The organism is Exiguobacterium flavidum (assembly GCF_003344535.1).
Taxonomy (GTDB): Bacteria; Bacillota; Bacilli; order Exiguobacteriales; family Exiguobacteriaceae; genus Exiguobacterium_A; species Exiguobacterium_A flavidum.
The window spans coordinates 76,760-102,613 of record NZ_QPKS01000002.1; the positions used below are offsets into that span (position 1 = coordinate 76,760).

At 56.1% G+C, this 25,854-nt stretch carries 28 protein-coding genes; 20 read left to right on the plus strand and 8 right to left on the minus strand.

Annotated elements, in window-relative coordinates; translation table 11 throughout:
- Positions 1-26 precede the first annotated feature (26 nt).
- The 3 genes from DFG60_RS02135 to DFG60_RS02145 all read left to right on the plus strand — a co-directional run bounded on the left by DFG60_RS02135 (position 27) and on the right by DFG60_RS02145 (position 4,392).
- On the plus strand, positions 27-1,526 hold the full coding sequence (locus DFG60_RS02135) for a peptide ABC transporter substrate-binding protein (protein ID WP_114570092.1): 1,500 nt from the start codon (positions 27-29) through the stop codon (positions 1,524-1,526).
- 246 nt (positions 1,527-1,772) lie between these two features.
- A complete protein-coding gene (locus DFG60_RS02140) occupies positions 1,773-3,050 on the plus strand; it encodes a methyl-accepting chemotaxis protein (RefSeq protein ID WP_114570093.1) in 1,278 nt (425 codons plus the stop codon).
- A 202-nt stretch (positions 3,051-3,252) separates the two neighbouring features.
- Entirely contained in the window at positions 3,253-4,392 is a 1,140-nt protein-coding gene (locus tag DFG60_RS02145) for a flagellin N-terminal helical domain-containing protein (RefSeq protein WP_114570094.1), read from the plus strand.
- 395 nt (positions 4,393-4,787) lie between these two features.
- Here DFG60_RS02145 and DFG60_RS02150 read toward each other — a convergent pair whose 3' ends face one another.
- The gene (locus DFG60_RS02150; RefSeq protein ID WP_114570095.1) at positions 4,788-5,618 is read right to left on the minus strand and encodes an endonuclease; all 831 of its coding nucleotides are present in this window, start codon (positions 5,616-5,618) and stop codon (positions 4,788-4,790) included.
- Between the two features lie 122 nt (positions 5,619-5,740).
- Here DFG60_RS02150 and DFG60_RS02155 point away from each other — a divergent pair, with 122 nt between their 5' ends.
- Genes DFG60_RS02155 through DFG60_RS02180 form a run of 7 tightly spaced genes read left to right on the plus strand, consistent with a single transcriptional unit; the run spans position 5,741 to position 10,257 of the window.
- A complete protein-coding gene (locus DFG60_RS02155; RefSeq protein WP_114570096.1) occupies positions 5,741-6,097 on the plus strand; it encodes a flagellar protein FlaG in 357 nt (118 codons plus the stop codon).
- 28 nt (positions 6,098-6,125) lie between these two features.
- The gene (gene fliD / locus DFG60_RS02160) at positions 6,126-7,691 is read left to right on the plus strand and encodes a flagellar filament capping protein FliD (RefSeq protein ID WP_114570097.1); all 1,566 of its coding nucleotides are present in this window, start codon (positions 6,126-6,128) and stop codon (positions 7,689-7,691) included.
- Positions 7,692-7,708: 17 nt separating this feature from the next.
- A complete protein-coding gene (fliS, locus tag DFG60_RS02165) occupies positions 7,709-8,077 on the plus strand; it encodes a flagellar export chaperone FliS (protein ID WP_114570098.1) in 369 nt (122 codons plus the stop codon).
- The gene (locus tag DFG60_RS02170) at positions 8,041-8,427 is read left to right on the plus strand and encodes a hypothetical protein (RefSeq protein WP_232818595.1); all 387 of its coding nucleotides are present in this window, start codon (positions 8,041-8,043) and stop codon (positions 8,425-8,427) included. The genes fliS and DFG60_RS02170 overlap by 37 nt, the downstream gene beginning before the upstream one ends.
- A gap of 29 nt (positions 8,428-8,456) precedes the next feature.
- On the plus strand, positions 8,457-8,627 hold the full coding sequence (locus DFG60_RS13715; RefSeq protein WP_198661529.1) for a hypothetical protein: 171 nt from the start codon (positions 8,457-8,459) through the stop codon (positions 8,625-8,627).
- 55 nt (positions 8,628-8,682) lie between these two features.
- Positions 8,683-9,825, plus strand: coding sequence for a hypothetical protein (locus DFG60_RS02175; protein ID WP_114570100.1), 1,143 nt, complete (start codon positions 8,683-8,685; stop codon positions 9,823-9,825).
- Between the two features lie 3 nt (positions 9,826-9,828).
- The gene (locus DFG60_RS02180; protein ID WP_114570101.1) at positions 9,829-10,257 is read left to right on the plus strand and encodes a hypothetical protein; all 429 of its coding nucleotides are present in this window, start codon (positions 9,829-9,831) and stop codon (positions 10,255-10,257) included.
- A gap of 24 nt (positions 10,258-10,281) precedes the next feature.
- Here DFG60_RS02180 and DFG60_RS02185 read toward each other — a convergent pair whose 3' ends face one another.
- The 7 genes from DFG60_RS02185 to DFG60_RS02215 all read right to left on the minus strand — a co-directional run bounded on the left by DFG60_RS02185 (position 10,282) and on the right by DFG60_RS02215 (position 15,381).
- On the minus strand, positions 10,282-10,950 hold the full coding sequence (locus DFG60_RS02185; RefSeq protein ID WP_114570102.1) for a DUF2225 domain-containing protein: 669 nt from the start codon (positions 10,948-10,950) through the stop codon (positions 10,282-10,284).
- A 29-nt stretch (positions 10,951-10,979) separates the two neighbouring features.
- A complete protein-coding gene (locus tag DFG60_RS02190; RefSeq protein ID WP_114570103.1) occupies positions 10,980-11,420 on the minus strand; it encodes a YaaR family protein in 441 nt (146 codons plus the stop codon).
- A gap of 13 nt (positions 11,421-11,433) precedes the next feature.
- Entirely contained in the window at positions 11,434-12,321 is an 888-nt protein-coding gene (locus tag DFG60_RS02195) for a flagellin N-terminal helical domain-containing protein (protein ID WP_114570104.1), read from the minus strand.
- Positions 12,321-12,716 carry a flagellar export chaperone FliS gene (locus tag DFG60_RS02200; protein WP_114570105.1) on the minus strand — a complete coding sequence of 132 codons (396 nt, stop codon included), beginning with the start codon at positions 12,714-12,716 and terminating at the stop codon, positions 12,321-12,323. The genes DFG60_RS02195 and DFG60_RS02200 overlap by 1 nt, the downstream gene beginning before the upstream one ends.
- Position 12,717: 1 nt before the next feature.
- Positions 12,718-13,005 carry an EscU/YscU/HrcU family type III secretion system export apparatus switch protein gene (locus tag DFG60_RS02205; protein ID WP_114570106.1) on the minus strand — a complete coding sequence of 96 codons (288 nt, stop codon included), beginning with the start codon at positions 13,003-13,005 and terminating at the stop codon, positions 12,718-12,720.
- A gap of 10 nt (positions 13,006-13,015) precedes the next feature.
- Positions 13,016-14,782, minus strand: coding sequence for a hypothetical protein (locus DFG60_RS02210; RefSeq protein ID WP_114570107.1), 1,767 nt, complete (start codon positions 14,780-14,782; stop codon positions 13,016-13,018).
- 89 nt (positions 14,783-14,871) lie between these two features.
- Positions 14,872-15,381, minus strand: a complete 510-nt coding sequence (locus DFG60_RS02215) for a competence protein ComK (RefSeq protein WP_114570108.1) — start codon at positions 15,379-15,381, stop codon at positions 14,872-14,874.
- 252 nt (positions 15,382-15,633) lie between these two features.
- Here DFG60_RS02215 and DFG60_RS02220 point away from each other — a divergent pair, with 252 nt between their 5' ends.
- The 10 genes from DFG60_RS02220 to DFG60_RS02265 all read left to right on the plus strand — a co-directional run bounded on the left by DFG60_RS02220 (position 15,634) and on the right by DFG60_RS02265 (position 25,854).
- Positions 15,634-15,834: a cold-shock protein gene (locus tag DFG60_RS02220; protein ID WP_114570109.1), complete on the plus strand. Its 201-nt coding sequence runs from the start codon at positions 15,634-15,636 to the stop codon at positions 15,832-15,834.
- Positions 15,835-16,113: 279 nt separating this feature from the next.
- Positions 16,114-16,677, plus strand: a complete 564-nt coding sequence (gene hpf, locus DFG60_RS02225; protein WP_114570110.1) for a ribosome hibernation-promoting factor, HPF/YfiA family — start codon at positions 16,114-16,116, stop codon at positions 16,675-16,677.
- A 281-nt stretch (positions 16,678-16,958) separates the two neighbouring features.
- Positions 16,959-19,478 (plus strand): preprotein translocase subunit SecA, encoded by a 2,520-nt coding sequence (secA, locus tag DFG60_RS02230; protein ID WP_114570111.1) that lies wholly within the window; start codon positions 16,959-16,961, stop codon positions 19,476-19,478.
- A 69-nt stretch (positions 19,479-19,547) separates the two neighbouring features.
- Positions 19,548-20,648 (plus strand): peptide chain release factor 2, encoded by a 1,101-nt coding sequence (gene prfB / locus DFG60_RS02235; protein ID WP_114570112.1) that lies wholly within the window; start codon positions 19,548-19,550, stop codon positions 20,646-20,648.
- A 168-nt stretch (positions 20,649-20,816) separates the two neighbouring features.
- The gene (locus tag DFG60_RS02240) at positions 20,817-21,320 is read left to right on the plus strand and encodes a GNAT family N-acetyltransferase (protein WP_114570113.1); all 504 of its coding nucleotides are present in this window, start codon (positions 20,817-20,819) and stop codon (positions 21,318-21,320) included.
- 98 nt (positions 21,321-21,418) lie between these two features.
- On the plus strand, positions 21,419-22,288 hold the full coding sequence (locus DFG60_RS02245) for a YitT family protein (protein WP_114570114.1): 870 nt from the start codon (positions 21,419-21,421) through the stop codon (positions 22,286-22,288).
- Positions 22,289-22,389: 101 nt separating this feature from the next.
- Positions 22,390-22,731 carry a cytochrome c551 gene (cccB, locus tag DFG60_RS02250; protein ID WP_114570115.1) on the plus strand — a complete coding sequence of 114 codons (342 nt, stop codon included), beginning with the start codon at positions 22,390-22,392 and terminating at the stop codon, positions 22,729-22,731.
- 191 nt (positions 22,732-22,922) lie between these two features.
- Positions 22,923-23,609, plus strand: coding sequence for a cell division ATP-binding protein FtsE (gene ftsE / locus DFG60_RS02255; protein WP_114570116.1), 687 nt, complete (start codon positions 22,923-22,925; stop codon positions 23,607-23,609).
- Complete coding sequence (gene ftsX, locus DFG60_RS02260) at positions 23,599-24,498, plus strand: permease-like cell division protein FtsX (protein ID WP_114570117.1); 900 nt, start codon at positions 23,599-23,601, stop codon at positions 24,496-24,498. The genes ftsE and ftsX overlap by 11 nt, the downstream gene beginning before the upstream one ends.
- 24 nt (positions 24,499-24,522) lie before the next feature.
- Positions 24,523-25,854 carry a murein hydrolase activator EnvC family protein gene (locus DFG60_RS02265; protein ID WP_114570118.1) on the plus strand — a complete coding sequence of 444 codons (1,332 nt, stop codon included), beginning with the start codon at positions 24,523-24,525 and terminating at the stop codon, positions 25,852-25,854.

The window sequence follows — 25,854 nt, forward strand, 5'->3', positions numbered from 1 at the left end:
TTCATTTTTCTCAGGAGGAATCAGACATGAAGAAGACATTGATCGCGGCGGCAAGCACGGCCTTCCTGCTCGCAGGATGCTCGACAGGGGAACAAGAGGAGACGAAGACGGACAAGAAGGTACTGCACACGATGGAGAGCTATGACTTGCTGTCGGTCGACCCGGCGGACGCCATCACGTCGAACATCTTCAACCAGATCTACGAAGGACTGTACCGGTTCGACGAGAACAACGAACTCGTCCCGGCAGCGGCGAAGTCGCACACCGTCTCACGCGACGGAAAGACGTATACGTTCAAGCTCGACGAGAAGGCGAAATGGTCGGACGGCAAGGCCGTCAAGGCACAGGACTTCGTCTATGCCTACAAGCGGGTGCTCGAGACGAACTCGCCGTTCGCCTACCTGATGGAGCCGGTCGAGAAGACGACGGCGCTCGACGGTCAGACGCTCGAGATCAAGCTGAAGCGTCCGACGCCGTACTTCCTCAGCATGACGACGTTCGGGACGTACATGCCGGTCCGCTCGGACGTCGTCAAGGAACAGGGCGACAAGTTCGGCACGGATCCTGCGACGAACGTCTACAACGGACCGTTCACGTTCAAGTCGTACAAGGCGGAGCAAGGCTACGTCCTTGAGAAGAACACGCAGTACGCGGACAAGGAAAACGTCAAGATCGACGCCGTCGACGTCAAGATCATCAAGGACCCGATGCTCGCGATCAACCTGTTCGAGTCGGGCGAGCTCGACGTCGCGCCGCTCAACTCGGAGAACGTCGTCAACTACAAGGGCAAGAAGGAATACAACACGTTCAGCGACTCGCGGATGTTCTTCATCCGGATGAACGAGAAGAACCCGGCGCTCAAAAGTAAGAAGACGCGCCAGGCGATCGACGCGTCGTACGACAAGCAGGGGCTCGTCGACACGCTGCTCGGGAACGGCTCGCTCGCGGCCGACTACATCGTACCGAAGGAGCTCGACCCGAAGTATGACGAGGGTCGCGAAATCGCGCCGTCGTACGATCAGGCACAAGCTAAAGAAGTGCTCGGCAAGCAGAACCTGAAGCTCGAGATGATCATCGAGGACGACGACGTCTCGAAGAAGGTCGGCGAGTACATCCAAGGGAAGCTGAAACAAGCCGGCGTCGATGTCAAGCTGCTGCCGCTGCCGAAGAAGGAACGGCTCGCGCGTGAGACGTCAGGGGAGTATGACCTGTCGCTCGCGAGCTGGGCGCCGGACTATCAGGACGCGACGACGTACCTCAACCTGTTCATGACGGACAACCCGTTCAACATGATGGGCTACTCGAACAAGAAGTACGACGCGCTCCTGAAGCAGGCGGAAAGTGAACTCGACGCAGGCAAACGGCTCGACTTGCTGCGCCAGGCGGAAACACTGCTGCTTGACGACCAGGCGATCTCGCCGGTCTACCAGCGGAAGAACGCCTTCCTGCAGGACACGCGCGTGACGCATCTCGCACGCCACAACGTCGGGACGGATATCTCCTATAAATATGTAGAGATTAAGTGAACGATTGAAGACCAGAAAGCCGGACGCACGTCGTCCTTGCTTCCTGCAGAATAACAAGTAAGGGAGACCCTGCAGCACGAGAGTGCGAAGCGGCTCCATTGCTTGTCTGCGGAAGCGAGGGCGGGGCGTCCGGCTTTTTTTCAGGGAGATTTCTCACACCACGCGTCATCAGCCGTTCATTAAACGTTCGATAGAAGTTGCCGATAATAAATTGTAGTCATCTTATCCATGAAGGGGAGTTTCACGATGAAATTCTTACGGCAACATCTTAAAATCCGGCTGTTCGTCTGGGTGCTCGGGATCTCAGTCGTCACGGGCGCGGTCGCGACACAGCTGACGATCTACTTGATCCAGCACATGAACATGCAGGACCAGGAAATCGTCCTGATCGGCGGCGGTATCGGTCTTGTCCTTTCGTTGATCGGGGCAGGGTTGATCCAGTTCCTGATCCGTCAGCCGATCAAAGCGATCGAACAGGCGACGCAGACAGCGCGTGAAGTCGCGAGCGGCAACCTCGACGTCGACTTCGAGGAGGCGCAGCGCGGCGACGAGATCGACCAGCTGATGCACGAGCTCGAAGTGATGGTCCTCCATATCCGCAAGCAGGCGCACGAGATGGCGAACTCGAGCGACAAGCTGACGGCGTCGGCCCAGGAAATCGCGGCGGCTGTCCAGGAAGGCAACGCGTCGGGCGAGAACATCCGGACGTCGATGGAAGGACTGTCGCAGATGATGACGGACAACGTCGACCATGCCTATACGTCGATGGACGCGCTCGGTGCCGTCAAACGGACGATGGAGAACGTCCAGTCCGAGATGAACGCGGCGCTCAAGTCTGCGACCGTCATGCAACAGGAGGCGGAGAACGGCAAGGTGCTCGCGACGGATTCGGTCGAAGCGATGCATACGATCTCAAGTAAGATGGAACAATCGGCGACGCTCAACGCCCGCCTGACCGACATGACGGGCGAAATCTCGCGCATCACTGATGTCATCAGCGACATCTCGGCACAGACGAACTTGCTCTCACTCAACGCCTCGATCGAGGCGGCACGGGCCGGGGACGCGGGACGCGGCTTCGCGGTCGTCGCGGCCGAGGTCAAGAAGCTCGCCGAACAGACGGCGAATTCGACACAGGAAATCACCGACTTGATTAGCGGTGTCAAACGCCTCGTCACCGAGACGGCGACGGCGATGACGGACGTCCGTAAAGAAGTCGAGACGGGCGTCAGCCTCGTCGAGCAGGCGGGTTCTTCGTTCGAGGAGATCCACCAGTCGACGGAGCAGGTCTACACACGCGTCCAGTCGGTCGACCAATTGATCACGAAATCGGATCAGGAGATCGACAAGGTCGGCATCACGACGGCGAACATCCTCGCGATGGTCGAGGAGGCGTCGAAGGCGGCCGAGGAAGTCACGCTCGCGTCAGGCCATCAGGCAGCATCGCTCGGTGAAGTGAACGGAGCGATGGAGGAACTCGTCGCGGTCGCGGAGCAACTCCAGGCGGAGACGGTACGGCACTAAAAAATAATTCTGCACATCAGGTCAATGATGTGCAGATTTTTTTATTTTGCTGTAAACCTTTCGCTAGGGATTCCGATATATAGGGTGGAAGCAGTCATCGACTACAACCACCGCGTCACTCTTGGGCCGGCCAGGGGACGCATCTCGGAGAAGAAGGATCTTCGAAGAGACAAAAAATTCATTCCTATGGAGGGAAACTAAAATGATTATCAATCACAACATCACTGCACTTAACACGCACAACAAACTCTCGAGCGCTTCTGCAGCTCAAGGTAAATCAATGGAGAAACTTGCTTCAGGTCTTCGCATCAACAAAGCGGGCGACGACGCAGCTGGTCTTGCGATTTCTGAAAAAATGCGTGCGCAAGTCCGTGGTCTTGACCAAGCTTCACGTAACGCACAAGATGGTATCTCATTGATTCAAACTGCTGAAGGTGCTTTGAATGAAACGCACGATATCCTTCAACGGATGCGTGAACTAGCAGTTCAGTCTTCAAACGATACGTCTACAAATGATGACCGTAAAGAAATGCAAAAAGAAATTAACCAATTAGTTGATGAAATTGATAGAATTTCATCTGATACAGAGTTTAACACCCAAGCACTTCTAGATGGTAGTTTTTCAGGGAAGAAATTCCAAATTGGATCTAATGAAGGACAAGAAATGACTCTCTCTATCAGTGCGATGGGTAGTGCGAATATGGGAACTGCAGGTGTGACTAGTGCTTCTGTCACAACAACTGGTCTCGATTTCTCGACAACTAACTCAACATTGACAATCGGAGATACTTCAATTGTCATTGATGAAGATTATACTGGTGATGCAGCAGGGTTGGCGGCTCGATTGAACCAAGCATTTTCAGATACTGAGGGTGTAAAAGTAACGGCAAATGGAGCGGATATTGTTTTTGAGGGTAGTGCGGCTTTCACCGTAACTGCAGGTGCAGACAATAATGGATTCCTTGCAGCAGGAACAGCTTCAGCGGGAGCGACTACAGGAGCGGCAATCAACACCTTGAAAGATGCAGGGCTAGCTGGTGCTACAGGTCTTCAAACCCAACTAACTGCAAAAGCAGCCATCACTTCAATTGATAACGCAATCAAGACGGTTTCTTCGGAACGATCTATGTTAGGTGCATCACAAAATCGTCTCGATCACACGATCAACAACCTCAAAACATCGTCTGAAAACTTGACAGCTGCGGAATCACGTATCCGTGACGTTGACATGGCTAAAGAAATGATGAACCAAACGAAGAACTCGATTCTTGCACAAGCTGCACAAGCAATGTTGGCTCAATCGAATCAAACACCGCAGGGCGTACTTCAACTCCTTCGATGATTGATTCCACCGGGCGTCTGATCGGGTAACCGTTCAGATCATGACTGGGTGAATTGCTGGAACTCCTGAGAGCCCTGCGTACGACAACGTGGCTGGAAACGGCGGGCGTGACCGTTCTGAAAAACGCAAAGGATTGGACAATCAGCAGCCAAGCACCTGTAGGGAAACCTTGGTGAAGGTTCAACGACTAGGATAGACGGCCTAATGGATTCGTCCGATGGCTATGAAATCCGTACTCCGTAAACGGCGGGGGAAGTGCCCAGCTCCTCGATAAAGAGGATGAAGATATAGTCTTATCACTTGCGAAAGCAAGTGCGCGTAGCAAGCGAACCAACAGCCGCAAGGCGTTCTCCAGTTGCTCCGTTAATCGCAATTGGCACAATCGATTTTTCAGGTCATGGACTTCTGTCCATGGCCTTTTTTAATTGTCTGAGTTTGTAGACGACTGACCAGTAAGAACGTCCGAGGGTAGTTGCGATTTCCTGATCAGTAAGGCCTTGCTGTTTCAGTCTGGTGAGAAAGTTGCACTCCTGTTCAGTATATGGACGTGCCGGCAGAGAAGTGATTAAAGTGGAATGCGGAAAATCAGATTGAATGGCTTCGAGACGCGTCTCCCAGTCAAGCTTATATGCGAAATCAGGGAGCTCTGCGATATAACACTTCATCTTTTTTAGAAATGATAGCGTATCTTCCACTTTGGTCGTCTTTAAGAAGTGACCGTGACCGGATGGAATTCCGGAGAGCCTGAACTTCACGTCGAAGGTCTCATTCAACCATTCACTAAAAGTCACCAGTACGTCTTTAGGAAAGGACTGGAGATAAAGTGCAATAGATGGCGTTACGTAAAGCTGATTCTTTTGGTTCAATCGTTTTGAAATCATTAGTGAGCCATCATCAAGATAGAGGACAAGCAGGAAGAGGGGGTGAGTGCAGCGAGTCAATAAGTCGAAAGGAATCGTCTTTTTATCGAGCGGATAATAGTGAGGGAAAAGTTCAGTGAAGAGGGGCAATGATTTAGAGACGAGATTTTTTGTCCTTATATACAACAATTCAGGCAACGCTTGCTGTTTCCATTCCCGGTAAAAACGCTGGTTCTCACCGAAGTGTTCCCGGTAGCTGTTGTTCTTGCGCCTCGAACCCGGATAACACTTCGTGATTTCTCCGTCGGCGAGGATGCTGGCGAGCAGGATTGCTTGCTGTTCAGTCGTCAATTCATCAATCAGCATGGTCCAACTCCAAATATGTCTTTTAAATCGATTCCCTTTTTGAAAATGTTGAAAGCGTCGTTCAGAAATTGAGTGTGTTGTCCGATAAAAGAAGTAGAGAAAATTCAAGGAGGAACAAAAGCATGAATTCGATCAACACGGAAGTGCGTCTTCATCTCCCTCCTGCTGTGCTCCCTTATGAGCAAACCCGAAACGTGTTCGTTGAAGCGAACCAGACTGAACTCCAAGAAGAAGGCATCGTCGTCTTGCCTACACCTCAACACGTAACGAAACTCGAGGAAGCGATTGAGCAGGCGAACGTCAAACTGGAACTGCAACGGACCGGCTTGAAGTTCATCAAACACGAGAAACTAAATGAATACTATATCCAAGTAGTCGATACGAACAACAATGTCGTCAAGGAGATTCCGAACAAGAAGGAGCTTGACTTCTTTGCGGCCTTCATGGAGTTCAATCAACTGATCGACAAGCGTATCTAAACAAGGCTTTTATGAAAGGAATGATTCGATGGCAGGAATACGACTGAGCGGTCTCGCGAGTGGGATCGACACGGAGACGATGATCAAACAACTGATGACGGCAGAGCGTGCGCCGGTCGATCGTCTCGCACAAAAGAAACAGACATTGACGTGGCAACGCGATGCGTATCGGGAAATCAACCGTGCGTTGCTCGATTTCCGGACTGCATCGAGTGACATGTTGCTGTCAAAGAACTATATGTCAAAGGCAGCTACTTCTTCTGACAGTTCGAAAATCAGTGTGACGGCTAGTCCGTCGGCTAACGCGGGATCTTTGACTATTGACTCGGTGACACATCTCGCTTCTTCTTCTTCATTGACGATGGAACGCAATGGAGGGGCGAGTGGTACGATTACAGGCAAGACGACACTTAAGGACAGTGGAATCGTCGGAATAGATGCAGCGACACAAAAGACCAATCTAGAACTGACGACATACGCTGCGGACGGATCAGGAACGGCAAAGACTGTTAAATTGGAGCTTAGCGAAACGGCGACAATCGAGGACCTTGTCAATCAAATCAACAGCAACAAGGAACTCGGATTAAGTGCTGTGTTCAATGATTTGACTGGGAAGCTGGTCTTATCACGTCAAGCGACAGGGAAGTTGAAAGCAACAGATGAAATCGTCTGGACTGATAATGGGAGTATCGCACTTGCACCTGTGAAAACAACGCAAGCTGGGGCGAATGCGGAATACACAATTGGTGGCACAACGCTTGAACAGACAACAAACATGTTTACACAGAACGGTGTGTCAATCACATTAAACACCATTACGACAGCACCGGTTACGATTACTACAAAGAACGACATTCAAGCAAACTTCGATTCAATCAAAAAGTTCGTTGATAAGTATAACGACTTAATCGATAAGATGAACAAGAAGGTCAGAGAGGAAAAATATAGCGATTATAAACCGTTGACTGATGCTCAGCGCAAGGAGCTGAGCGAAGACGAGGTCAAGAAGTGGGAAGAGAAGGCAATGAGCGGAGTACTGCGCAATGACAGTTATTTGCGCAGTACGATGCAAGATCTTCGGAGTACGCTCTCGAATAAAATCGAATCGGGATATACTTACGTCGAAGACAACAAAACGATTGGTCTTCAATACATGTCTCAAATCGGCATCACGACGACGAGCGACTTCCGTGACGGCGGCAAGCTGAAAATCGATGAGACGAAATTGAAGAAGATGCTTGAGGAACATCCAGATGGCGTCTATAAGTTGTTCACGGCTACGGCGCCACCACCTCCGCCATTACCGGCTACTCCTGATCCGAACATCGGGAAGGATGGATTCGCTCGACAGCTTCAAACGTTTGCAACGGCATCACGTACGAAAATATCTCAAGTCGCAGGTCTTGATGGAGCTGTTGCGACAACGTATCGTCTAGGGAAAAGCCTAGCTGAAGTTGATAAAAGTATCATGACATGGGAAGACAAACTTCAACGCAAAGAAGACGCCTACTACCGCCGCTTCGCCGCGATGGAACAGGCGATGAACCAAGCGAACAGTCAGTCTGCGACGCTCGCAGGCTATCTCGGTCAATGAATCAAGGAGGAAACACGATGAACCCATATGCCACCTATCAGACGAACGCCGTCACGACGGCCACACCCCAAGATTTGACGCTCATGCTCTATGAGGGACTCATCAAGTTCACCTTGATCGCGAAGCGCAGCATCGAGCAAGGTTTGATCCAGGAGAAGAACACGAACATCCAAAAGGCGCAGGCGATCATCACCGAACTTCAGATCACGCTCAACACGTCGATCGCAATCGCGAACGAAATGAACGTGCTCTATGACTACATGCAGAGCCGCCTGATCGACGCGAACATCAAGAACGATACCGTCGCACTCGACGAGGTCGTCGGCTTCGCTGAGGAATTCCGTGAGACGTGGAAAGAAGCGATGAAGCTCGCGCGCACGCGATGAGTCCGCTCAGCCCGCTCCTGCTGAAGACGAAGCACTTGATCGATTTGCTCGAACAGGTGCCGGAGGAAGACAAATATGACGTCTGGATGGAGCGCGTTCAATCGCTATTGAATGAACGGGAACAGTTGCTCCAGGCGCACTCAGCCGACCTGACGATCGCCGATCAGGACGTCATCCGAAAACTCGTCGCTGACAGCCGCTCGATCGACTTGAAATTATCGGTGGAACACGCTAGATTAGGGGTACAGATGGGACAGATGCGTCAGACGAAGTCGACGCGCAAGTCCTATGTCGATCCTTACGACGAAGTGGAAGGCAGTTTTTCACCTTATTTCGATTCGCGTCAGTAGACTTTCCGATTTCAAAGGAGGGGAAGGGCATGGCACGACAGGAGAAGAAGGACATCGAAAAACCAATCTATCATGCAGACGGCACGTACGAGGAAATCATCGAGCCGGATCCTGAGCTCGAGTCATGGGAAGCGGCGGAGAAGCCGGTGACGGAGGAACCCGACGCGTACGAGGAAGAGAAGTACAGAAGAGAATCATGAATCGAGGCGTCGCTCAGAGATGAGCGGCGTTTTTTAAAGAGAGAAGGCGAGTTAGATGGATATCGAAGAGTTGCGGAAACGTCGGGAACAACTCAAGGGTGAAGCAGAAAAGGTCGTTTCGAAGATGGAAGCGACACGGATGGAGACGGAGCGGGTCGCAGGTGTTGCCAAAAATGCGGAAGTGCACCTGGCTGATCTCGAGCGACAGTTCGCCGCGCAGACGGGACTGAACAAGACGGACCTCGGTTTCCTGTTCTTTGCGGTCGCACTCCAGTGTGTGCGTCAGTATGTGCTGACGCCGTTCGAACAGCGGCTGAACGACGCCGATGCCGCGAAGAAGGTGAAGAACGGTGTCAAGGAGGCGAGCAACCGAACGTCCGGTCTCTATCAGCCAACGTTGCCGGAAATCATCTCGAACCCGGTCCCGTATGACGCGATCTTCGGCAGTCCGACGTTCAACTTGAACTTGAGCGGCCACTCCCATCGTTACCGGACGCTTGGCCACGATCCGCTGCTCGGCTGGGTATTCGGCACGTCGAACATCTTGACGAGCACGCTGACGACGTGGGACTTCCAGTCGTACCATGTCCGGACCGGGCGGACGATGCGGGGGGACGCGCGCGATTTGATCGCATCGCAAGCCGAGACGCTGCAAGTGCTCGACAATCTGAAACGCCAGCTGCTCGACGAAGGGAAGGAAGGCAAGGCGATGGTCGCTGCCGCGTTGATCAAGCAAGGTATCCATTACAAGTCGGACATGCATTCGACGGCAGGGATCCCGCTTCCTGTGATCAGTACGCTCTCCCCGCAGTTCGCACAGCAAGTCGCGAAGTACGGTCTCGATTTCGCGAACGTCCTGACGGTCGGGAAGCAAGCGGCCTATGCCGCGACGATCAACATGCTGATCGCGATGGTCCATCGCCTTTGCTTTGACGCGGCACGGGACGGGAGCGAGCGAATCTACGAGGTGAAGACACGGAAGATCCTCAGCTATTCGAACTTGATCGCTTCGACGAGCAATGTGCTATACGTGGCGCTCCAAGCATACGCTGGTGATAAATCACAGGTAAAATATCTCGACATCGGCGGCCTTATCGTGACGATCCATCGCCTGCTCAGCGACGCCGCTTTCATTCAGCAGGTGAAAGAAGAATTTGTGTTCGGCGGATTCAAAAATAAATTGGACGGGGTGGAGTAAATCATGGGAAGCATGAAGCGATTGATTCGGCGTGCGGCTTTGCCGCAACTGCACGCAATCGAACTTGGTCAAAACATCGTCAAGTACGGTTTCAAGGCAGGCGTGACGATACATAAGGCAGAAATGGAAGCGGACATCGAACTGGCGATCAGCAAGACGTCGCTGTACAAGAAAGGGCAATATCGAGGGAAGAAGGATGGGTATGTCGAGGCCTCGAACGCATACGCCGAAAAGTTGAAAACGCAAGCCCGCCACTTCCAAGACCATCAGGAAGTGGCGATCTCGAAGTTCACGGAGTATGAAGACTTGATCTCTGAATATGAGCGCTACATCGATTCACTGAAGCAGAAGTCTCCCGAAGATGCGGATGCCGGTCAGAAGCTTGAAGTTGCGCTACAAGACTATTCGAACCTGAAGGCGTTGAAACAATAAGAAATCAAACAAGAGACGCGTGCCTTAACTGGCATGCGTCTCCTTGTAGTCGTTCCAATGTTCCCGTGCCTGTTTGCGTGTCGACTCCGATACTTCCTTGTTCGCGAAGATCAGGCTGTACCAGCGTTTCGCGTTCTCGTACTGGTTGAGTGACGCGTAGAGATCGGCAAGGCGGAGCAGGAGCGTATCGTGCGTGATCCCGCTGCGGACCGGATCCGAGTAGTCGAGGTAAAGGGCTTCGTACTTCTCGGCCGTCCGTTCGAGCCAGAGATGCTCGTTCTCCGCGTCGCCAAGCATCCGGTAGAGCCAGGTGATCCGCATCCCGAGCATCGCCTGGATCGCGTCCTTCTGGTGCGACAGCTGCGCCGTGTAGAGGCAGAGCTTGTAGAGGTGGAGCGCCTGCTCGAGCGTCCGTTCTGTCCGCGCGTACGGCAGGAGTGGGAAGAAATTCGTCACCTTCTCCTCGAGGACCGGACGATCCTCCTTGCGCAGCTTCTCGAACGACTCGTGGAAGAGGAAGTGGCAGTGTTCGCACTGGACGGGTTCATAGAAATAGACGTTCTCGCCCGTGTAGTGGATGAAGCCGTCGAACTCCGTCTTCTCGATCCGGACATGGCGCGACAGGACGCGTTTCGTCGTCGTCTCCTTTAAGCAGTAGGGACATTTGCATTTTTTTAGAAACAGGTCAGACATAAGTAAGACATCCTTTCAAAATAAGACGGTCAGACGAAAACGTTGACGAGCATCCCGCGGATCTCGCCGACCTGGTCGAGTATGTCGAGGCGACGTGATTCGCCGGAGATGACGGTGTCGGTCAGGGCGAGCAGCTTCGCGTCGACCTGCTCGACGACCTTATAGATTTTCGTGCGGCCGCGGCGGTTGAAGCCGCGCTTTTCTTCCAAGCTGAGCGACTGGTCGAGCGCGTCCTTCAGGAAGTCCTTGATCTTCTCCTTGTAGGACTCGAGGTTCTCGATCGTCTGGCTCTCGGCGAGCAGTTCGCCCTGTTCCTGGACGAGCGTCAGCTTCTGCTGGAGGCGCTCGTAGCCTTTATGCTCACGCTTCTCCTGCATGAGCGCGGAGAAGGTCGTCGCGGCCTCGACTTCGCGCGGTCCGCTCTTCGGTGTGTCGATTCGTGATGTCTGCTGGATGCGTCGAATATCCATCGTGTTTCCCTCCTTAGTTGAGCAGCTGCAACACGCCTTGCGGCAGCGCGTTCGCCTGGGCGATCATCGCCATCCCGGACTGGTTCAGGATGTTGTGCTTCGCATATTCCATCATCTCGCGTGCCATGTCGGTGTCGCGGATCCGTGACTCGGACGCCGTCAGGTTCTCACGGCTGATGCCGAGGACAGAGTTCGTCGCCTCGAACCGGTTCTGGACGGCACCGAGCTTCGCGCGCTGCTGCGAGACGGTCTCGATTGCCTTCGAGTATGCTTCGATCGCATTGTTCGCGCCGTCCGTCGTCAGGACGCTCAGCGCGTATTCCGGCGCTGCGTCCGATTTGTTGACGAGCTCCTTCGCGCCCGTGTAGGTCGTCGTCGTCGAGATGCCGAGTTCAAGAGCGCGCATGTCTCCGATGTTCAGCTCGAGTCCTTCCATGCTGCCGGCACCGGTCTGGAAGAAGAGCGACTCTGCGCCTTCCTTGTAAGCACCCGTCAAGAGCGTCTTGCCGTTGAACTGCGTCGTGTTCGCGATGCGCGAGACTTCGTCGGTCAGCTGGTTGATCTCTTCCTGGACAGCTGCGCGGTCGCTCTCTGCAAGCGTCCCGTTGCCCGCCTGGACGGCGAGTTCGCGCATCCGCTGAAGTAGCGCGTGCGTCTCGTTCAAGCCGCCTTCGACCGTCTGGACCATCGAGATGCCGTCGAGGACGTTCTGTTCTGCCTTGTCGAGCGCCTTGAGGCGCGTCCGCATCTTCTCCGAGATGGCGAGTCCGGCCGCGTCGTCCGCCGCCCTGTTGATCTTCTGTCCGCTCGACAGTTTATCCATGTTGCCTTTGATGTTCAGTTGGTTCGCCGTCAGGTTGCGATAGGCTTTCAGCGCCTGGACGTTGTTCGTGATCCGCATCAGTAGCTCATCCCTTCGTAGATGGAGTGGTGGGCGCCTCTCGCTGCTGGAACCGTGTTCTCGCAAGCGGTGCGCCATGTATCGTGTAGTTGTGCCGCGTCATCCTGGAGCGACGCGATCGTATCCGCGTCCTTCGTCACGGCCGCTTCGACCGTCAGTTGGCCGAGGTACGTATAGAGGTAGTCGAGCTGGCCTGCGATGATGCCGCCGTCGTCGCTCAATCCTTCCTGAAGCTTGACGAGCAGGCCGTACGCCTTCTGCAGGCGCGCACTCGTCTCCTCAAACCGGTTGTCCTGCCGTGCTTTCAAGGCGCGGGCGTACTGGAGGACGAGCGCCTCAAGCATCGTCGTCGTCAGTTCCTGGGGCGTCATCGCATAGAGTTGCTGTTCGGTCATGTCACGTCCGTCCTTTCGCGTTGTCGAGTTCTTCTATCAATAATAACAGTTCCGCCATCACGTCGTAGAGCTGGGGCGGGATCGCCGTCCCGAGGTCGAGGTCGAGCAAGTGGCCGAGCAGCGACGTGTCGTGCTCGACCTGGATGCCGCTCTTGCGTGCCTCCTGCAGGATCCGCTCGGCTGCCGCGCCGCTGCCGAGCGCGACGACGACCGGCGCGTTGCCGGACGCCTCATCGTAGCGGAGGACGGCCGCCGTCTTGCGCTGTTTCAAGTCGATTTTCTGATACATCGTGTCCTCCTTAGATGCGGTAGTCGTATCCTGTTTCTTCCTGCTGCTTCGGCTTCGGAGCATCGATTGCTTCGCGCGTGAAGGCGTCGAACTTGATCCGGACGTCTTCGTAGCCGGTCGCGCGCAGCGCTTCGGTCGTCCGCTCGAGGAACGGCCCCGCGAGGCGCTCAAGCAGCGGGAAGTCGTTCTCGATCGTGATCTGCATCTTCCGGCTGACCGTCTCGACCTTGATCCCGATGTCGCCGAGCCGCGGCGTCTCGAGCTGGACGTAGAGCGTGTTGTTCTCCCAGTCGATCACTTCGTCCGGGCGCTTGTTCTGGATGTGGACGTGGAGACCCGCCGTCTGCTCGACGATCTGGACGGGCAGGCTGAGGACGAGTTGCTGGAGCTGGTTGTTCTCCGGCTTGTTGATCTGCTGTTGCGTCGTAAGAAAAGACTGCAGTCGGGCTGCCTCCGGCGTCGCTGCCGGCGTCACCTTCAGTTCGGTCGACTGGAGCTTCAGCTGCTCCGTCTGCTGCGTCACGCGCTGGACCGTCTCCTGCAGGACACGCGCGCTGTTCTCGCGCGGCTGGTAGGGGACCGGCTTGTCGTTCAGCTCTGGCAGGTAGGTCGTCCGGACGTTCGCCGGGGCGAAGCGGAACGCTTCAAGGAAGACGCGTGCTTCCGTCAGGACGACTTTCGCTTCCGCTCCTCGTCCGGCATAGGCGAGCTCTGTCCCGCGCTCGAGCTTCGAGAGCACCTGGATCAGCTGCTTCTCGTCCTTCATGCTGACGTGGAGCGTCGCGTCCGTCTGCTGGAGCGTCTGGCGAAGCCGGTTCGCCGTGCTCTCGATCACTTGCGCGACTTGGAGTGGGCGCGTCTCGACGAGCGTCTCGACCTGGCGGAGCTGGGAGACGATCGTCCGCTGGTTGCTCCGGAAGTCGTTCGTCACTTCGGCGAGCCGAGGTGTCACTTCGCGGACCTGGACGAGCTTCGGCTCGGTGATCCGTTCGTTCCGTAAGATGCTTGCCGGACGTTCTTCCGGGAAGCGGGCCGCGAGTTCGGTCCGGACCGTGTTGTCGCCGCGCTCGATTCGCGCGAGCAGCTCCGGGCGCTCATGCTCCGGCAGTTGCTGGACGAATGTTCGCAGCGCCGGTTCCGGCGCATCAAAGACGTCCTGCTTGATCGGCGTCGCCGCGCGTACGGCGTCTGCCGCGATCACGTTCGGGAGCGTCGGGTCCTGCTTCGCCGCCTTGAACTCGGGCAAATCAAGTACCTGTTCGCCGTCTGCAGCGAGCAGCTCGAGCAGCAGTTCCTTGACGTCGACCGGCAATGCGCTGTCGGACGGGCTGCTGACGAGCGCGAGCAGGACGTCCTTATGTACGCCTTGCAGGACGGCGACGAGCCGGGCGACCGTCTCCGGCGTCTTCTCGATGCCTGAGTTCAACAGGCGGGCGATCGCGTTCTTCAGCTCGGGCGGGACGTCCTCAAGCAACGCCGCTTCGCCTTTCGTCGCCGTCTTCGTCTCTTCCGTCGCCTGAGTCTCGCCAGTCTCCGCCGTCTCGGTCACCTGCTCGATCAGGTAGCCTTCCGTCGTCTGTCCCTTCACCTGGAACTGGAAGCTGCCTTCCGGGACGTCGCCTGCGAATGTCATCTCGACCTTGTCGCGTCCGACCTGGACGAGCGCCGTGTTCGGTCCCGTCTGCTCGAGGACGGTGCCGCTGTAAGTCTTGTTCGGTGCGAGCGGGGCATTCTTCGTCGCTGCTGCAGGGGCCAAGGTGTTCATCTGTACGTTCATCTGCATCCCTCCTCGATTCATCTCATCCTATCTATTATCGGCAAAATTAAAAAAGGATTGAGCAAAATCGCCCAACCCTTTCTCTTTTGTTACGATTTGACGGCATTGAAGCGTTCTTCTAATGTCATCGTGTTCAGTTGTTGATAGCGCGCCATCAGTTCTCCGGTCGCTTTCATTTGGTTGCGGACGATGTAGGGAGAAGCGTTCACAGGAAGGATCATGCCGTTGCGCGTCTTCAGCTTCGTCTGGCCGTCAGCCTCGACGATCACTTCAGTCATGTGGCTCCAAGCATACCACTCGCAATCATCACGTTTCGGTGATTTCGTAGGGAAGAATACGAGGCCAAGAGATGGTTCGATCACGACCGGCACCTTGCCTTTGACCGGCGCCACGCGCTTCGCGGTGACGATGCGCTCCTCGATCGAGCTGTTGTACTGCCGGCAAGACAGTTGGAGCAGCTGATACGGGCGAAGCGGCGTCGTGATGGTCGTCCCGTCCTCGAGTACGATCATCGACTGCTTCATCACGTCGTAGCAGGGCAGGATGGCCACGGTACGTTTCGTGATCCGGTATTTCTCGTCATTATGGAATTGTCGCATTCGACAGCATCCTCCTTAACAGGACAATGGATAAAATAGGTAGAAACTAACGATATAATACAATACATGGAACTGTAATGACAATGTAATTTTTTGAAAACCATAACAATGAATAGTTCTTCAGTAGGAGAGTGACAAAAATCATATTTGAATTGTCAGAATTTTTAATTGTCAATAATTCCTTCTTTTGATAGACTTATCCGTAGAGAGCTTGCTCTCGACTCTGGTTTTGCGAAGGGAACGTGAAAAGAGATGCAACAAGGTAAAGTAAAATGGTTCAACGCTGAAAAGGGTTATGGTTTCATCGAAACCGAGAACGCGAAAGACGTTTTCGTCCACTTCTCAGCAATCCAAGCAGACGGCTATAAGTCACTTGAAGAAGGCGAAGAAGTGGAATTCGAGATCGTTGACGGAGACCGCGGTCCACAAGCGGCGAACGTCACGAAGCTCTAATCCAACTGCAGCCACCACCGTTTTTAGGCCATCCGCCTAAAAGCGGTTTTTTGTTTTGAATGGATGCACTGAGGGTAATACTCCTAATATCCAAAGCACGAAATATTATAGTACGTAAGCATTCAGGAAGATGTTCAACGGATGGTCACCATTCACGTTTCATCTGACCGCTTATCGTGGTATAATAATCATGAATCAAAAGAATTCAAAATCTTCTGAAGGAAACGGACGAAGGATGGAGAATTCATAGGTTCAACCGGTCACTAAGGAGGAGTTCACATGATTTACAACATTCGCGGTGAAAACTTGGAAGTCACAGACGCTCTCAAGGATTACGTCGAGAAGAAGCTTGAAAAGTTAACTCGGTATTTTACGACTCCTACGGAAGCGCAGACAGCATACGTCAACCTGAAGGTGCACAACGAGAAGCAGAAGGTCGAAGTGACGATCCCGATGCCGAACCTCCTGCTCCGCGCAGAGGACATCAACGGAGACATGTATGCAGCGATCGATCTCGTCGTCGATAAGCTCGAGCGCCAAATCCGCAAGCACAAAACGAAAATCAACCGTAAGAGCCGCGCGAAAGAAGGCGGCATCGGCGAGTACTTCAAGACTCTGGAAGGACCGGAAGCAGACACGGCCGTCTATGAAGAGGACGAGGCAGAACTCGAACTCGTCCGGACGAAGCGTTTCACGCTCAAGCCGATGGACACGGAAGAAGCGATCCTCCAGATGGATATGCTCGGCCACACGTTCTTCGTCTTCGCTGACGCAGAGACGGGCAACACGAACGTCGTCTACCGTCGTAAGGACGGACGTTACGGCTTGATTGAACCAGAATAATGAAATCGACAGGGGCGCCTCCTTCGGGAAGCGCCTCTTTTAGTTATGCTTATAAACTATTATCCGCGAGAGAACCTGAAATTCGGCGTGACGTCCCTGGCGCTCCCCGACACAGAGCTGACACATTTCAGGTCCGCCGTAAGACTTCCGGCGGCGGATTGACGGGCACGGTACGGCGCAAGTTGAAATTTGACCCTATCTTCGATACACTGGATAAAGGAAAAATCTCGGTATTCTGACTGGCGTCAATGCCAGTAGAGGAAGTAAGGGGACTAGCAGGCATGGCTAACTTTTTGAAAGAACTATTCGCACCGACGAAGCGCGTCTTGAAGAAGGCGAACGCGGCGGCAGACGCCGTCGAGTCGTTCGCTGACGAGATGGCCGCATTGTCGGACCAGGCTTTAGAAGAGAAGACACTCGAGTTCCGTTCGCGCCTTTCTGCCGGCGAGGATCTCGACGACATCCTGCCGGAGGCGTTCGCGGTCTGTCGGGAAGTCTCGACACGCGTGCTCGGCATGCGCCACTACCGTGTCCAGCTGATCGGGGGATACGTCCTCCACAACGGAGACATCGCGGAGATGAAGACAGGGGAAGGGAAGACGCTCGTCGCGACGCTCCCGGTCTACCTGAACGCACTCGCTGGCAACGGCGTCCACGTCGTCACCGTCAACGAATACCTCGCGAAGCGTGACCGCGACATCATGGAGCCGCTCTATGCGGCGCTCGGCCTCTCGGTCGGGCTCAACCTGTCGAGCATGTCACGCCCTGAGAAACAGGCGGCGTACGGCTGCGACATCACGTACGGGACGAACAACGAGTTCGGGTTCGACTACTTGCGCGACAACATGGTGCTCTACAAAGAGGACCGCGTCCAGCGTCCGCTCAGCTATGCGGTCGTCGATGAGGTCGACTCGATCCTCGTCGATGAGGCGCGCACGCCGCTCATAATCTCGGGTTCTGCCCAGAAGTCGACGGCGCTCTACGCGCAGGCCGACCAGTTCGCGAAGATGATGAAGATCGACGAGGACTACACGGTCGACATCAAGACGAAGTCCGTCCTCTTGACGGAGCAGGGGATCGACCGGGCCGAGAAGTACTTCGGCATCGACAACCTGTTCGGTCTCGAGCACGTCGCCCTCAACCACCACCTAAGCCTCGCGCTCCGCGCGAACGCCGTCATGCACCTCGACGTCGACTACATGATCCGGGACGGCGAAGTCATGATCATCGACCAGTTCACGGGCCGCGTCATGGAAGGCCGCCGCTACTCGGAAGGGCTGCACCAGGCGATCGAGGCGAAGGAAGGCGTCGAGATCCAGCGCGAGTCGATGACGCTCGCGACGATCACGTACCAGAACTTCTTCCGCATGTACACGAAGCTTGCCGGGATGACCGGTACGGCGAAGACGGAGGAAGAAGAGTTCCGTAACATCTACAACATGCACGTCGTGCCCGTCCCGACGAACAAGCCGATCGTCCGCGACGACAAGCCGGACTTGATCTTCAAGTCGATGAACGGGAAGTTCGCGGCCGTCGTCAACGAGATCGAACGCGCCCACCGCGAAGGCCAGCCGGTCCTCGTCGGTACGGTCGCCGTCGAGACGTCCGAGCTCCTGAGCGGCCTGCTCAAGAAGCGCGGCATCAAGCATGAGGTGTTGAACGCGAAGAACCACGCCCGCGAGGCGGAGATCGTCGAGAACGCGGGGCAAGCGAACGCGGTCACGATCGCGACGAACATGGCGGGCCGCGGTACCGACATCAAGCTCGGGGACGGCGTCCTCGAGAAGGGCGGCCTCTACATCCTCGGGACGGAGCGCCACGAATCACGCCGGATCGACAACCAGCTCCGCGGCCGTGCCGGTCGTCAAGGTGACCCGGGACGCTCGCAGTTCTACCTCTCGCTCGAGGATGAACTGATGCGCCGCTTCGGCTCGGATTCGCTCCAGTCGATGATGGACCGCCTTGGGATGGACGACACGCAGCCGATCGAGAGCCGGATGGTGTCACGCGCCGTCGAATCGGCCCAGAAACGGGTCGAAGGGAACAACTTCGACGCGCGGAAACAGGTCCTCGGATACGACAACGTCATGGCCGACCAGCGGAAGGTCATGTATGGCGACCGGGCGATGATCCTGGATGCGGAATCGGTGTCGGACATCGTCAAGACGATGATCGAACGGACGATCGAAGCAGGCGTCTACCAGTACACGCCGGTCGAGTTCGTGCCGGAGGAATGGAGCATCGGCGCACTCGCCGACTGGTCGAACCAGACGCTCGCCCTCGAGACGCCGGTCTCGGAGCAGGAACTGTTCGGCAAGGAGCGCGAGGAGATCATCGAGCTGCTGCATGAGCGCACGTTCGCGCACTACGACCATAAACGGAGCGAAGTGCCGGATGCGGCCTTCAACGAGTTCGAGAAGGTCATCGTCCTCCGCGCCGTCGACCAGCACTGGATGAACCACATCGACCAGATGGACCAGCTGCGCGAAGGGATCCACCTCCGCGCTTACGGCCAGAACGACCCGCTCCGCGAGTACCAGTCGGAAGGTTCGCAGATGTTCGACGCGATGAACGCGGCGATCGCCGAGGAAGTGACGCAATTCGTCCTCCGCGCGGACCTCGACCCGAACCTGAAACGCGAGAAGGTCGTCAAGGACGAGGTCGCGGTCTCCGGCAAGGAAGACAAGGCCGTCAAGAAACAGCCGGTCAGAAAGAACGCGAACGACCAGATCGGGCGCAACGACCCGTGCTGGTGCGGATCAGGCAAAAAATATAAGAACTGTCACGGGCGCCAAGCGTAAGCCCGTTAGGAATTGACTGAGAGAGGCAGGGCTTCCTGCCTCTTTTGGCGGAAAGAGATGGTGAGTTACATGGAATTAGCAGAAATTCGCAACCAGGCAGAGTGGATGGCGAAGAAACTCGAGGAATACAAGGCATCGCTCGACCTCGAAGCGAAGATGTCACGGATCGAGGAGCTCGAGAACGAGATGACGTACCCGGACTTCTGGAATGACCAGGAGTCGGCGCAGAAGGTCATCGACGAGTCGAACGGACTGAAGACGATGGTCGACAAGTACAAGTTCCTCGAGGACGGGCATGAGAACATCGCCCTGACGTACGAACTGATCAAGGAAGAGCCGGACGCGGAGATGCAGGAGGAGCTCGAGAGCGAGTTGACGGAGCTCAAAGGCAAGTTCGACGAGTTCGAGCTCCAGATCCTCTTGAACGGGGAATACGACGCGAACAACGCGATCCTCGAGCTGCACCCGGGTGCAGGCGGCACCGAGTCGCAGGACTGGGCATCGATGCTGCTCCGGATGTACCAGCGCTTCTGCGACAAGCAGGGCTGGAAGGTCGAGACGATGGACTATCAGCCGGGCGATGAGGCAGGCGTCAAGTCGGTCACGCTCCGCATCCAGGGACATAACGCGTATGGCTACCTGAAGGCGGAGAAAGGGATCCACCGTCTCGTCCGGATCTCGCCGTTCGATTCGTCAGGCCGCCGTCACACGTCGTTCGTCTCGTGCGACGTCATGCCGGAATTCGATGACAACATCGACATCGAAGTGCGGACGGAAGACCTCCGCGTCGACACGTATCGCGCGTCAGGCGCCGGCGGTCAGCACATCAACACGACCGACTCGGCCGTCCGGATCACGCACGTGCCGACCGGCGTCGTCGTCTCCTGCCAGCAGGAACGTTCGCAGATCAAGAACCGCGAAGCCGCGATGAAGATGCTCAAAGCGAAGCTCTATCAGCGCGAGATCGAAGAGCAGCAGAAGAAGCTCGACGAGATCCGCGGCGAGAAATCGGACATCGCCTGGGGCAGCCAGATCCGCTCGTACGTCTTCCACCCGTACAGCATGGTCAAGGACCACCGGACGAGCTATGAGGTCGGGAACACGTCCGGCGTCATGGACGGCGACATCATGGGCTTCATCGACGCATATCTCCGCATGATGAACATGTAATAGGGATTCGTCTTAGACCGGAACGGAAGCTGACAGCGTATGTCGTCCGCTTTCCGCGGGCAGCTCGGTCCGACTAGGCGAATAAGGCAGACATCCTGCCGCTTCATAAAACAGATCAGCGGGTGCAGCGATGCGCCCGCTTTTTTCATCCGAAGAGGAGGAAGAAACATGCAAATCAGACCAGAGAAGTTCAAGGACGCAGCAGGCATCCGCACCGTCCATCAGTCGGCGTTCGGCCAGGCGGCCGAGGCGAACCTCGTCGAGGCGATCCGCGAATCGGACGGATATATTGCGGAATTCTCGCTCGTCGCGGTCAGCGAGCAGGGGGAGATCGCCGGGCACGGCATGCTGAGCCGGATCACGATCGACGGCATCCCGTCACTCGCCCTCGCACCGGTCGGCGTCAAGCCGGCATGGCAGCGCAAAGGCATCGGCGGCGAGCTGATCCGCCGGATGATCGAGGCGGCGACGGAAGCAGGCGAGCAGCACATCATCGTCCTCGGGCACGACAGCTACTATCCGCAGTTCGGCTTCGAACGGGCGGACCGCTACGGGATCATCCCGCCGTTCCCCGTCCTGCCCGAGGTGTTCATGGTGCTCGCGCTCGAGCGCGGTGCGCTCAAAGGCGTCTCCGGCACGGTCGAGTATCCGGAATCCTTCAACACGGTATAACGGTGAGTTGTTACGACCGTCTAGGCGGCATTCCCCGTTTCCGCTAGAATGAAAAACGGAGCCTTTTTGGCATACGTATACATTTTGGGGGAATCATGATGGAGAACACACGCGGGGAAGTCGTACGCGACTACCTCTACCTACTTACCGGATCGGTCTTCGTCGCGAGCGCGTTCAGCCTGTTCCTGGCACCGAACCAGCTCGCCTCAGGCGGCGTCAGCGGCCTGTCGATCATCCTGAACGACATGTTCGGCATCTCGCCCGGGCTGTTCCAGCTCGTCGCGAACGTCGTCCTGCTCGGCATCGGTTGGATGATCCTCGGGCTCGGCTTCGGCGTCAAGTCGCTCGTCGGCTCGATCTTCCTGCCGGGCGTCATCCTGCTCTATGAACGGTTCGACGTCGCGCCGGCTGTCGAGAACCCGATGCTCGCCGCGATCTTCGGCGGAGCAGGCGTCGGGATCGGCCTCGGGCTCATCTTCAAGGGGCGGGCATCGACCGGCGGGATGGACCTGATCGCCCAGATCCTGCACCGCTACACGAAGCTGCCGCTTCACCTCTGCATCGCCCTGCTCGACGGGACGATCGTCCTGACGGCGGCGCTCGTCTTCTCGTTCGAGATCGGCCTGTACGCGCTGATCGCCTTGTTCATCACGATCAAGATGATCGACATCGTCCAGCTCGGGATCACGAACGACAAGCTCGCCTACATCATCTCGGACAAGAAGGACGCGCTCGTCAAGGAGATCTTCGAGACGCTCGACCGCGGCGCGACCGAGATCGAGGCGGCCGGCGCCTTCACACGGAAGAGGAAGCCGATGCTGATGGTCGTCGTCCGCCAAGGCGAGATCACGACGCTCAAGGAGATCGTCAAACACATCGATCCCGATGCCTTCCTCGTCGTCAGCGAGGCGCACGAGGTGCTCGGTCTCGGCTTCACGGACGACAAGCGTTACCGCAACGTGCCGTGAACAATTCGTGAAGAATTTGTGAAATCAAGCATGAAAACCCTTTGGAACGGCTATACTAGTTACATACTTAACAGCCAGACAATTCGATAGGGGGTCCATTCATGAAAACGAAGAAGTTCTTACTTGCGCTCGGTATCGGCGCGACGCTCGTCCTCGGCGCATGCGGCGGCGATGATGAGAAGGAGTCGACTTCATCCGATGAAGGCACGAAGACGGAGACGGCCATCGACGCGGAGAAAGTATTCGCGAACAACTGTGCGGCATGTCACGGCCAGAACCTTGAAGGCGGAGCGGGTCCTGACCTGACGAAGGTCGGCGCGCGACTCTCTTCAGCCGAGATCCAGGAGATCATCAAGAACGGTAAGGGAGCGATGCCGAAGGGCGTCATCCAGGACGAGGAAGAAATCGTCGCCGTGGCCGACTGGCTTGCATCAAAAAAATAAATGTGGGATAGTATGGGGCAGGAAAAGCAAGACACGGTGCGTGTCATGCGATTTCCTGCCCCTTTTCTGCGTTTTGCGCTGGGGAAATGAAACGTCGTTGTAATGGTTAGGACTTTTGAACCCTGCTATAATTGATGGCGGCAGAAACGTGCTGCCTGATCACCGATTAATTGAATAAGGATGTGAAGCAAGTGATCAAGATGCAACAAGTAAGCAAGATCTATCCGAACGGAGTCACCGCGCTCCGGGAAGTGAACCTAACAATCAATCAAGGCGAATTCGTCTATATCGTAGGCCCGTCTGGTGCTGGTAAATCGACATTCATGAAAATGATGTACCGCGAGGAGAAACCGACCAGCGGTTCATTTTTATTTAAAGGGCTCGAAGTCGGGAAACTGAAAAACCGTCAGATTCCTGAACTGCGCCGGCAGATCGGCGTCATCTTCCAGGACTTCAAGCTGTTGACGTCGTTGACCGTCTATGAGAACGTAGCGTTCGCGCTCGAGGTCGTAGGCGAGGACAAGGAACAGATCCGCAAGAAGGTCATGGAAGTGCTCGACCTCGTCAAGCTCAAGCACAAGGCGCGCAACTACCCGAACGAACTGTCGGGCGGGGAGCAACAGCGGATCTCGATCGCACGGGCGATCGTCAACCGTCCGTCGCTCGTCATCGCCGATGAGCCGACCGGGAACCTCGACCCGGATACCGCGTGGGAGATCATGGAGGTATTCGAGGAGATCCATCGCCGTGGGACAACGGTCGTAATGGCGACGCACAACCGCGACATCGTCAACAAGATGCGCCATCGCGTTCTCGCGATCGAGGGTGGAAAAATCGTCCGAGACGAAGAGAAAGGAATGTATGGCTATGAAATTTAATGGATTCCGTCACTTGCGTGAAGGCGCGAAGGGGCTCGTCCGGAATGGTTGGATGACGTTCGCGTCGATCAGCGCCGTCACCGTGACGCTCCTCCTCGTCGGTATCTTCGCGATGGTGATGTTCAATGTCAACAAGATCTCAGAGAACGTCGAGAAGGACGTCGAGATCCAGGTGTTCGTCGACCGCGAGGCAGACCAGGCGAAGATCGATGCCGTCGGAAAGCAGCTCGAGCAGATGCCGGGCGTCGCATCCGTCGAGTACAGCTCGAAGGAGCAGGAACTCGACCGTTTCAAGGAACAGCTCGGAGAAGGCTCTGAGGCGTACCAGTCGGTCGAGAAGGACAACCCGCTCCACGACCGTTACGTCGTCAAGGCGACTTCGCCGGATGAGACGGAAACGATTGCAAAATCGGTCGAAAAAATGGAAAATATAGATAGCGTCGAATATGGCGAAGACTACGTCGAGAAGATGTTCAACTTCCTTGACGGTGTCCGGGTCGGCGGCATCATCCTGATCGTCGGTCTGACGTTCATGGCGATGTTCCTCATCTCGAACACGATCAAGGTGACGATCTTCTCACGCCGCCGCGAAATCGAGATCATGCGTCTCGTCGGGGCGAAGAACGGCTTCATCCGTGCGCCGTTCTTCATCGAAGGATTGCTCATGGGTATTTTCGGGGCACTCATCCCGATCGCCGTCGTCATCTTCGGATACGAAGCGACGTATGGCGTGCTGCAGCCGCAGCTCATGTCAGTGAACGCGTCGATCTTCTCGCTCATCAAACCGAGCGAACTGTCGGCACAGATCGCGTTGATCCTGCTCGGACTCGGTGCATTCATCGGTGTCTGGGGCTCGACGACATCACTCGGCCGCTTCCTCAAAATTTAATCATGTAAAGGAGAGTTGTTCCGTATGCGTCTCCGCTTTACGCCTTTCCTCATCAGCTTGACCCTGATCGGGTCGAGCCTCCCTGTCTACGCAGTGTCGAAAGAAGAGTTGTTGAAAGAACGGCAATCGCTCGAATCGCGTCTACAGGAGAGCGAGAAAGTGCGAAGCGAGACGTCGGAACGTCTCACCTTGACGAAACAGGAACGCAAGCAGGTAGAACAAAAACTCGAGGCGGTCAACGACCGGCTCAACGTGCTCGCGCAGGACATCGCCGATCAACAGGCGACGATCGACGCGGCACGGGACCAGCTCGACGGCGTCCGGCTCGATATCCTTCTGACCGAGGACGACCTCAAGCGACGCGAGGAGCGGGTCGGCGACCGGTTGCGGGCTGTCCAGCGCAGCGGTGACGTCAAGTACGTCGAGGTGTTGCTCGGCGCGAAGGACTTCGGTGACCTGATCTCTCGTTTCAATACGGTCTCGACGATCATCGCGCGGGACGACGCCGTCCTTCGCGAATACCTCGGCGACATCAGGCGCCTGAACGAACGGAAGGCGGAGCAGGAGCGTCTCCTCGACTCGTTGAAGCGTGGACAGCTGAAGCTGCTCGGCTTGCGCCGTCAAATCGATGCGGAAGCCGCCGAGAAACGAAGTCTGCTTGAACAGCTCGACCGGGAAGTCGGTCAGCTCGAACAGGAGCGCCTGACGGAAGCCGAGGCTGCCGAGGTGCTCGCTGCTCAGGCCGAGCTCGTCTCGAAGCAGCTGAAGCAGCTTGAAGAGGCGGAGGCGCTCGCGAAAGCGAAGGCAAAAGCGGAAGCGGCAGCCCGCGAAAAGAAGGCTGAAGCAGAGGCAAGAGCCAAAGCGGAAGCGAAGGCGAAGAGCAGGGACGAGAAGCGCGATCAGCCGCCCTCTCCAGCTCCGGCAGAACAGCCGATCGAGGAGACGCGGACGTTCGTCCTACCGGTCCAAGGCTACGTCTCGAGTCCGTTCGGTCCGCGCAACAATCCGCTGTCGGGGAAATCCGAGATCCACACGGGTATCGACCTCGTCAACGCGGAAGGGACGCCGGTCGTCGCGGCCGCCGCGGGCGTCGTCCTCCGTGCCGGCAGCGCGACCGGGTACGGCAACGTCGTGATGGTGACACACCTGATCGACGGCGCGATCTGGACGACCGTCTATGGGCACCTCAGCGGGGTCTCCGTCAAGGCGGGCCAGACGGTCGCACCGGGACAAATGGTCGGCACGCTCGGCTCGACAGGGTGGTCGACCGGACCGCACCTCCATTTCGAAATCCACAACGGACAGTGGGCGCCGGGGCAACCGAACGCGGTCGACCCGGCGGCATATCTGTTCTGA

Bases quoted from the DNA above. Each gene is read 5' to 3' on its own strand.
- DFG60_RS02265 (WP_114570118.1), top strand. From the start codon at position 24,523: ATGCGTCTCCGCTTTACGCCTTTCCTCATCAGCTTGACCCTGATCGGG.
- fliD (WP_114570097.1), top strand. From the start codon at position 6,126: ATGGCAGGAATACGACTGAGCGGTCTCGCGAGTGGGATCGACACGGAG.
- DFG60_RS02240 (WP_114570113.1), top strand. From the start codon at position 20,817: ATGCAAATCAGACCAGAGAAGTTCAAGGACGCAGCAGGCATCCGCACC.
- DFG60_RS02245 (WP_114570114.1), top strand. From the start codon at position 21,419: ATGGAGAACACACGCGGGGAAGTCGTACGCGACTACCTCTACCTACTT.
- DFG60_RS02185 (WP_114570102.1), bottom strand. From the start codon at position 10,950: ATGTCTGACCTGTTTCTAAAAAAATGCAAATGTCCCTACTGCTTAAAG.
- DFG60_RS02180 (WP_114570101.1), top strand. From the start codon at position 9,829: ATGGGAAGCATGAAGCGATTGATTCGGCGTGCGGCTTTGCCGCAACTG.
- DFG60_RS02200 (WP_114570105.1), bottom strand. From the start codon at position 12,716: ATGACCGAACAGCAACTCTATGCGATGACGCCCCAGGAACTGACGACG.
- DFG60_RS02215 (WP_114570108.1), bottom strand. From the start codon at position 15,381: ATGCGACAATTCCATAATGACGAGAAATACCGGATCACGAAACGTACC.
- secA (WP_114570111.1), top strand. From the start codon at position 16,959: ATGGCTAACTTTTTGAAAGAACTATTCGCACCGACGAAGCGCGTCTTG.
- hpf (WP_114570110.1), top strand. From the start codon at position 16,114: ATGATTTACAACATTCGCGGTGAAAACTTGGAAGTCACAGACGCTCTC.
- DFG60_RS02210 (WP_114570107.1), bottom strand. From the start codon at position 14,782: ATGAACGTACAGATGAACACCTTGGCCCCTGCAGCAGCGACGAAGAAT.
- DFG60_RS02220 (WP_114570109.1), top strand. From the start codon at position 15,634: ATGCAACAAGGTAAAGTAAAATGGTTCAACGCTGAAAAGGGTTATGGT.
- fliS (WP_114570098.1), top strand. From the start codon at position 7,709: ATGAACCCATATGCCACCTATCAGACGAACGCCGTCACGACGGCCACA.
- DFG60_RS02190 (WP_114570103.1), bottom strand. From the start codon at position 11,420: ATGGATATTCGACGCATCCAGCAGACATCACGAATCGACACACCGAAG.
- DFG60_RS02155 (WP_114570096.1), top strand. From the start codon at position 5,741: ATGAATTCGATCAACACGGAAGTGCGTCTTCATCTCCCTCCTGCTGTG.
- DFG60_RS02135 (WP_114570092.1), top strand. From the start codon at position 27: ATGAAGAAGACATTGATCGCGGCGGCAAGCACGGCCTTCCTGCTCGCA.
- cccB (WP_114570115.1), top strand. From the start codon at position 22,390: ATGAAAACGAAGAAGTTCTTACTTGCGCTCGGTATCGGCGCGACGCTC.
- DFG60_RS02195 (WP_114570104.1), bottom strand. From the start codon at position 12,321: ATGCGGATCACGAACAACGTCCAGGCGCTGAAAGCCTATCGCAACCTG.
- prfB (WP_114570112.1), top strand. From the start codon at position 19,548: ATGGAATTAGCAGAAATTCGCAACCAGGCAGAGTGGATGGCGAAGAAA.
- DFG60_RS02175 (WP_114570100.1), top strand. From the start codon at position 8,683: ATGGATATCGAAGAGTTGCGGAAACGTCGGGAACAACTCAAGGGTGAA.
- DFG60_RS02145 (WP_114570094.1), top strand. From the start codon at position 3,253: ATGATTATCAATCACAACATCACTGCACTTAACACGCACAACAAACTC.
- DFG60_RS02140 (WP_114570093.1), top strand. From the start codon at position 1,773: ATGAAATTCTTACGGCAACATCTTAAAATCCGGCTGTTCGTCTGGGTG.
- DFG60_RS02205 (WP_114570106.1), bottom strand. From the start codon at position 13,005: ATGTATCAGAAAATCGACTTGAAACAGCGCAAGACGGCGGCCGTCCTC.
- ftsX (WP_114570117.1), top strand. From the start codon at position 23,599: ATGAAATTTAATGGATTCCGTCACTTGCGTGAAGGCGCGAAGGGGCTC.
- DFG60_RS13715 (WP_198661529.1), top strand. From the start codon at position 8,457: ATGGCACGACAGGAGAAGAAGGACATCGAAAAACCAATCTATCATGCA.
- DFG60_RS02150 (WP_114570095.1), bottom strand. From the start codon at position 5,618: ATGCTGATTGATGAATTGACGACTGAACAGCAAGCAATCCTGCTCGCC.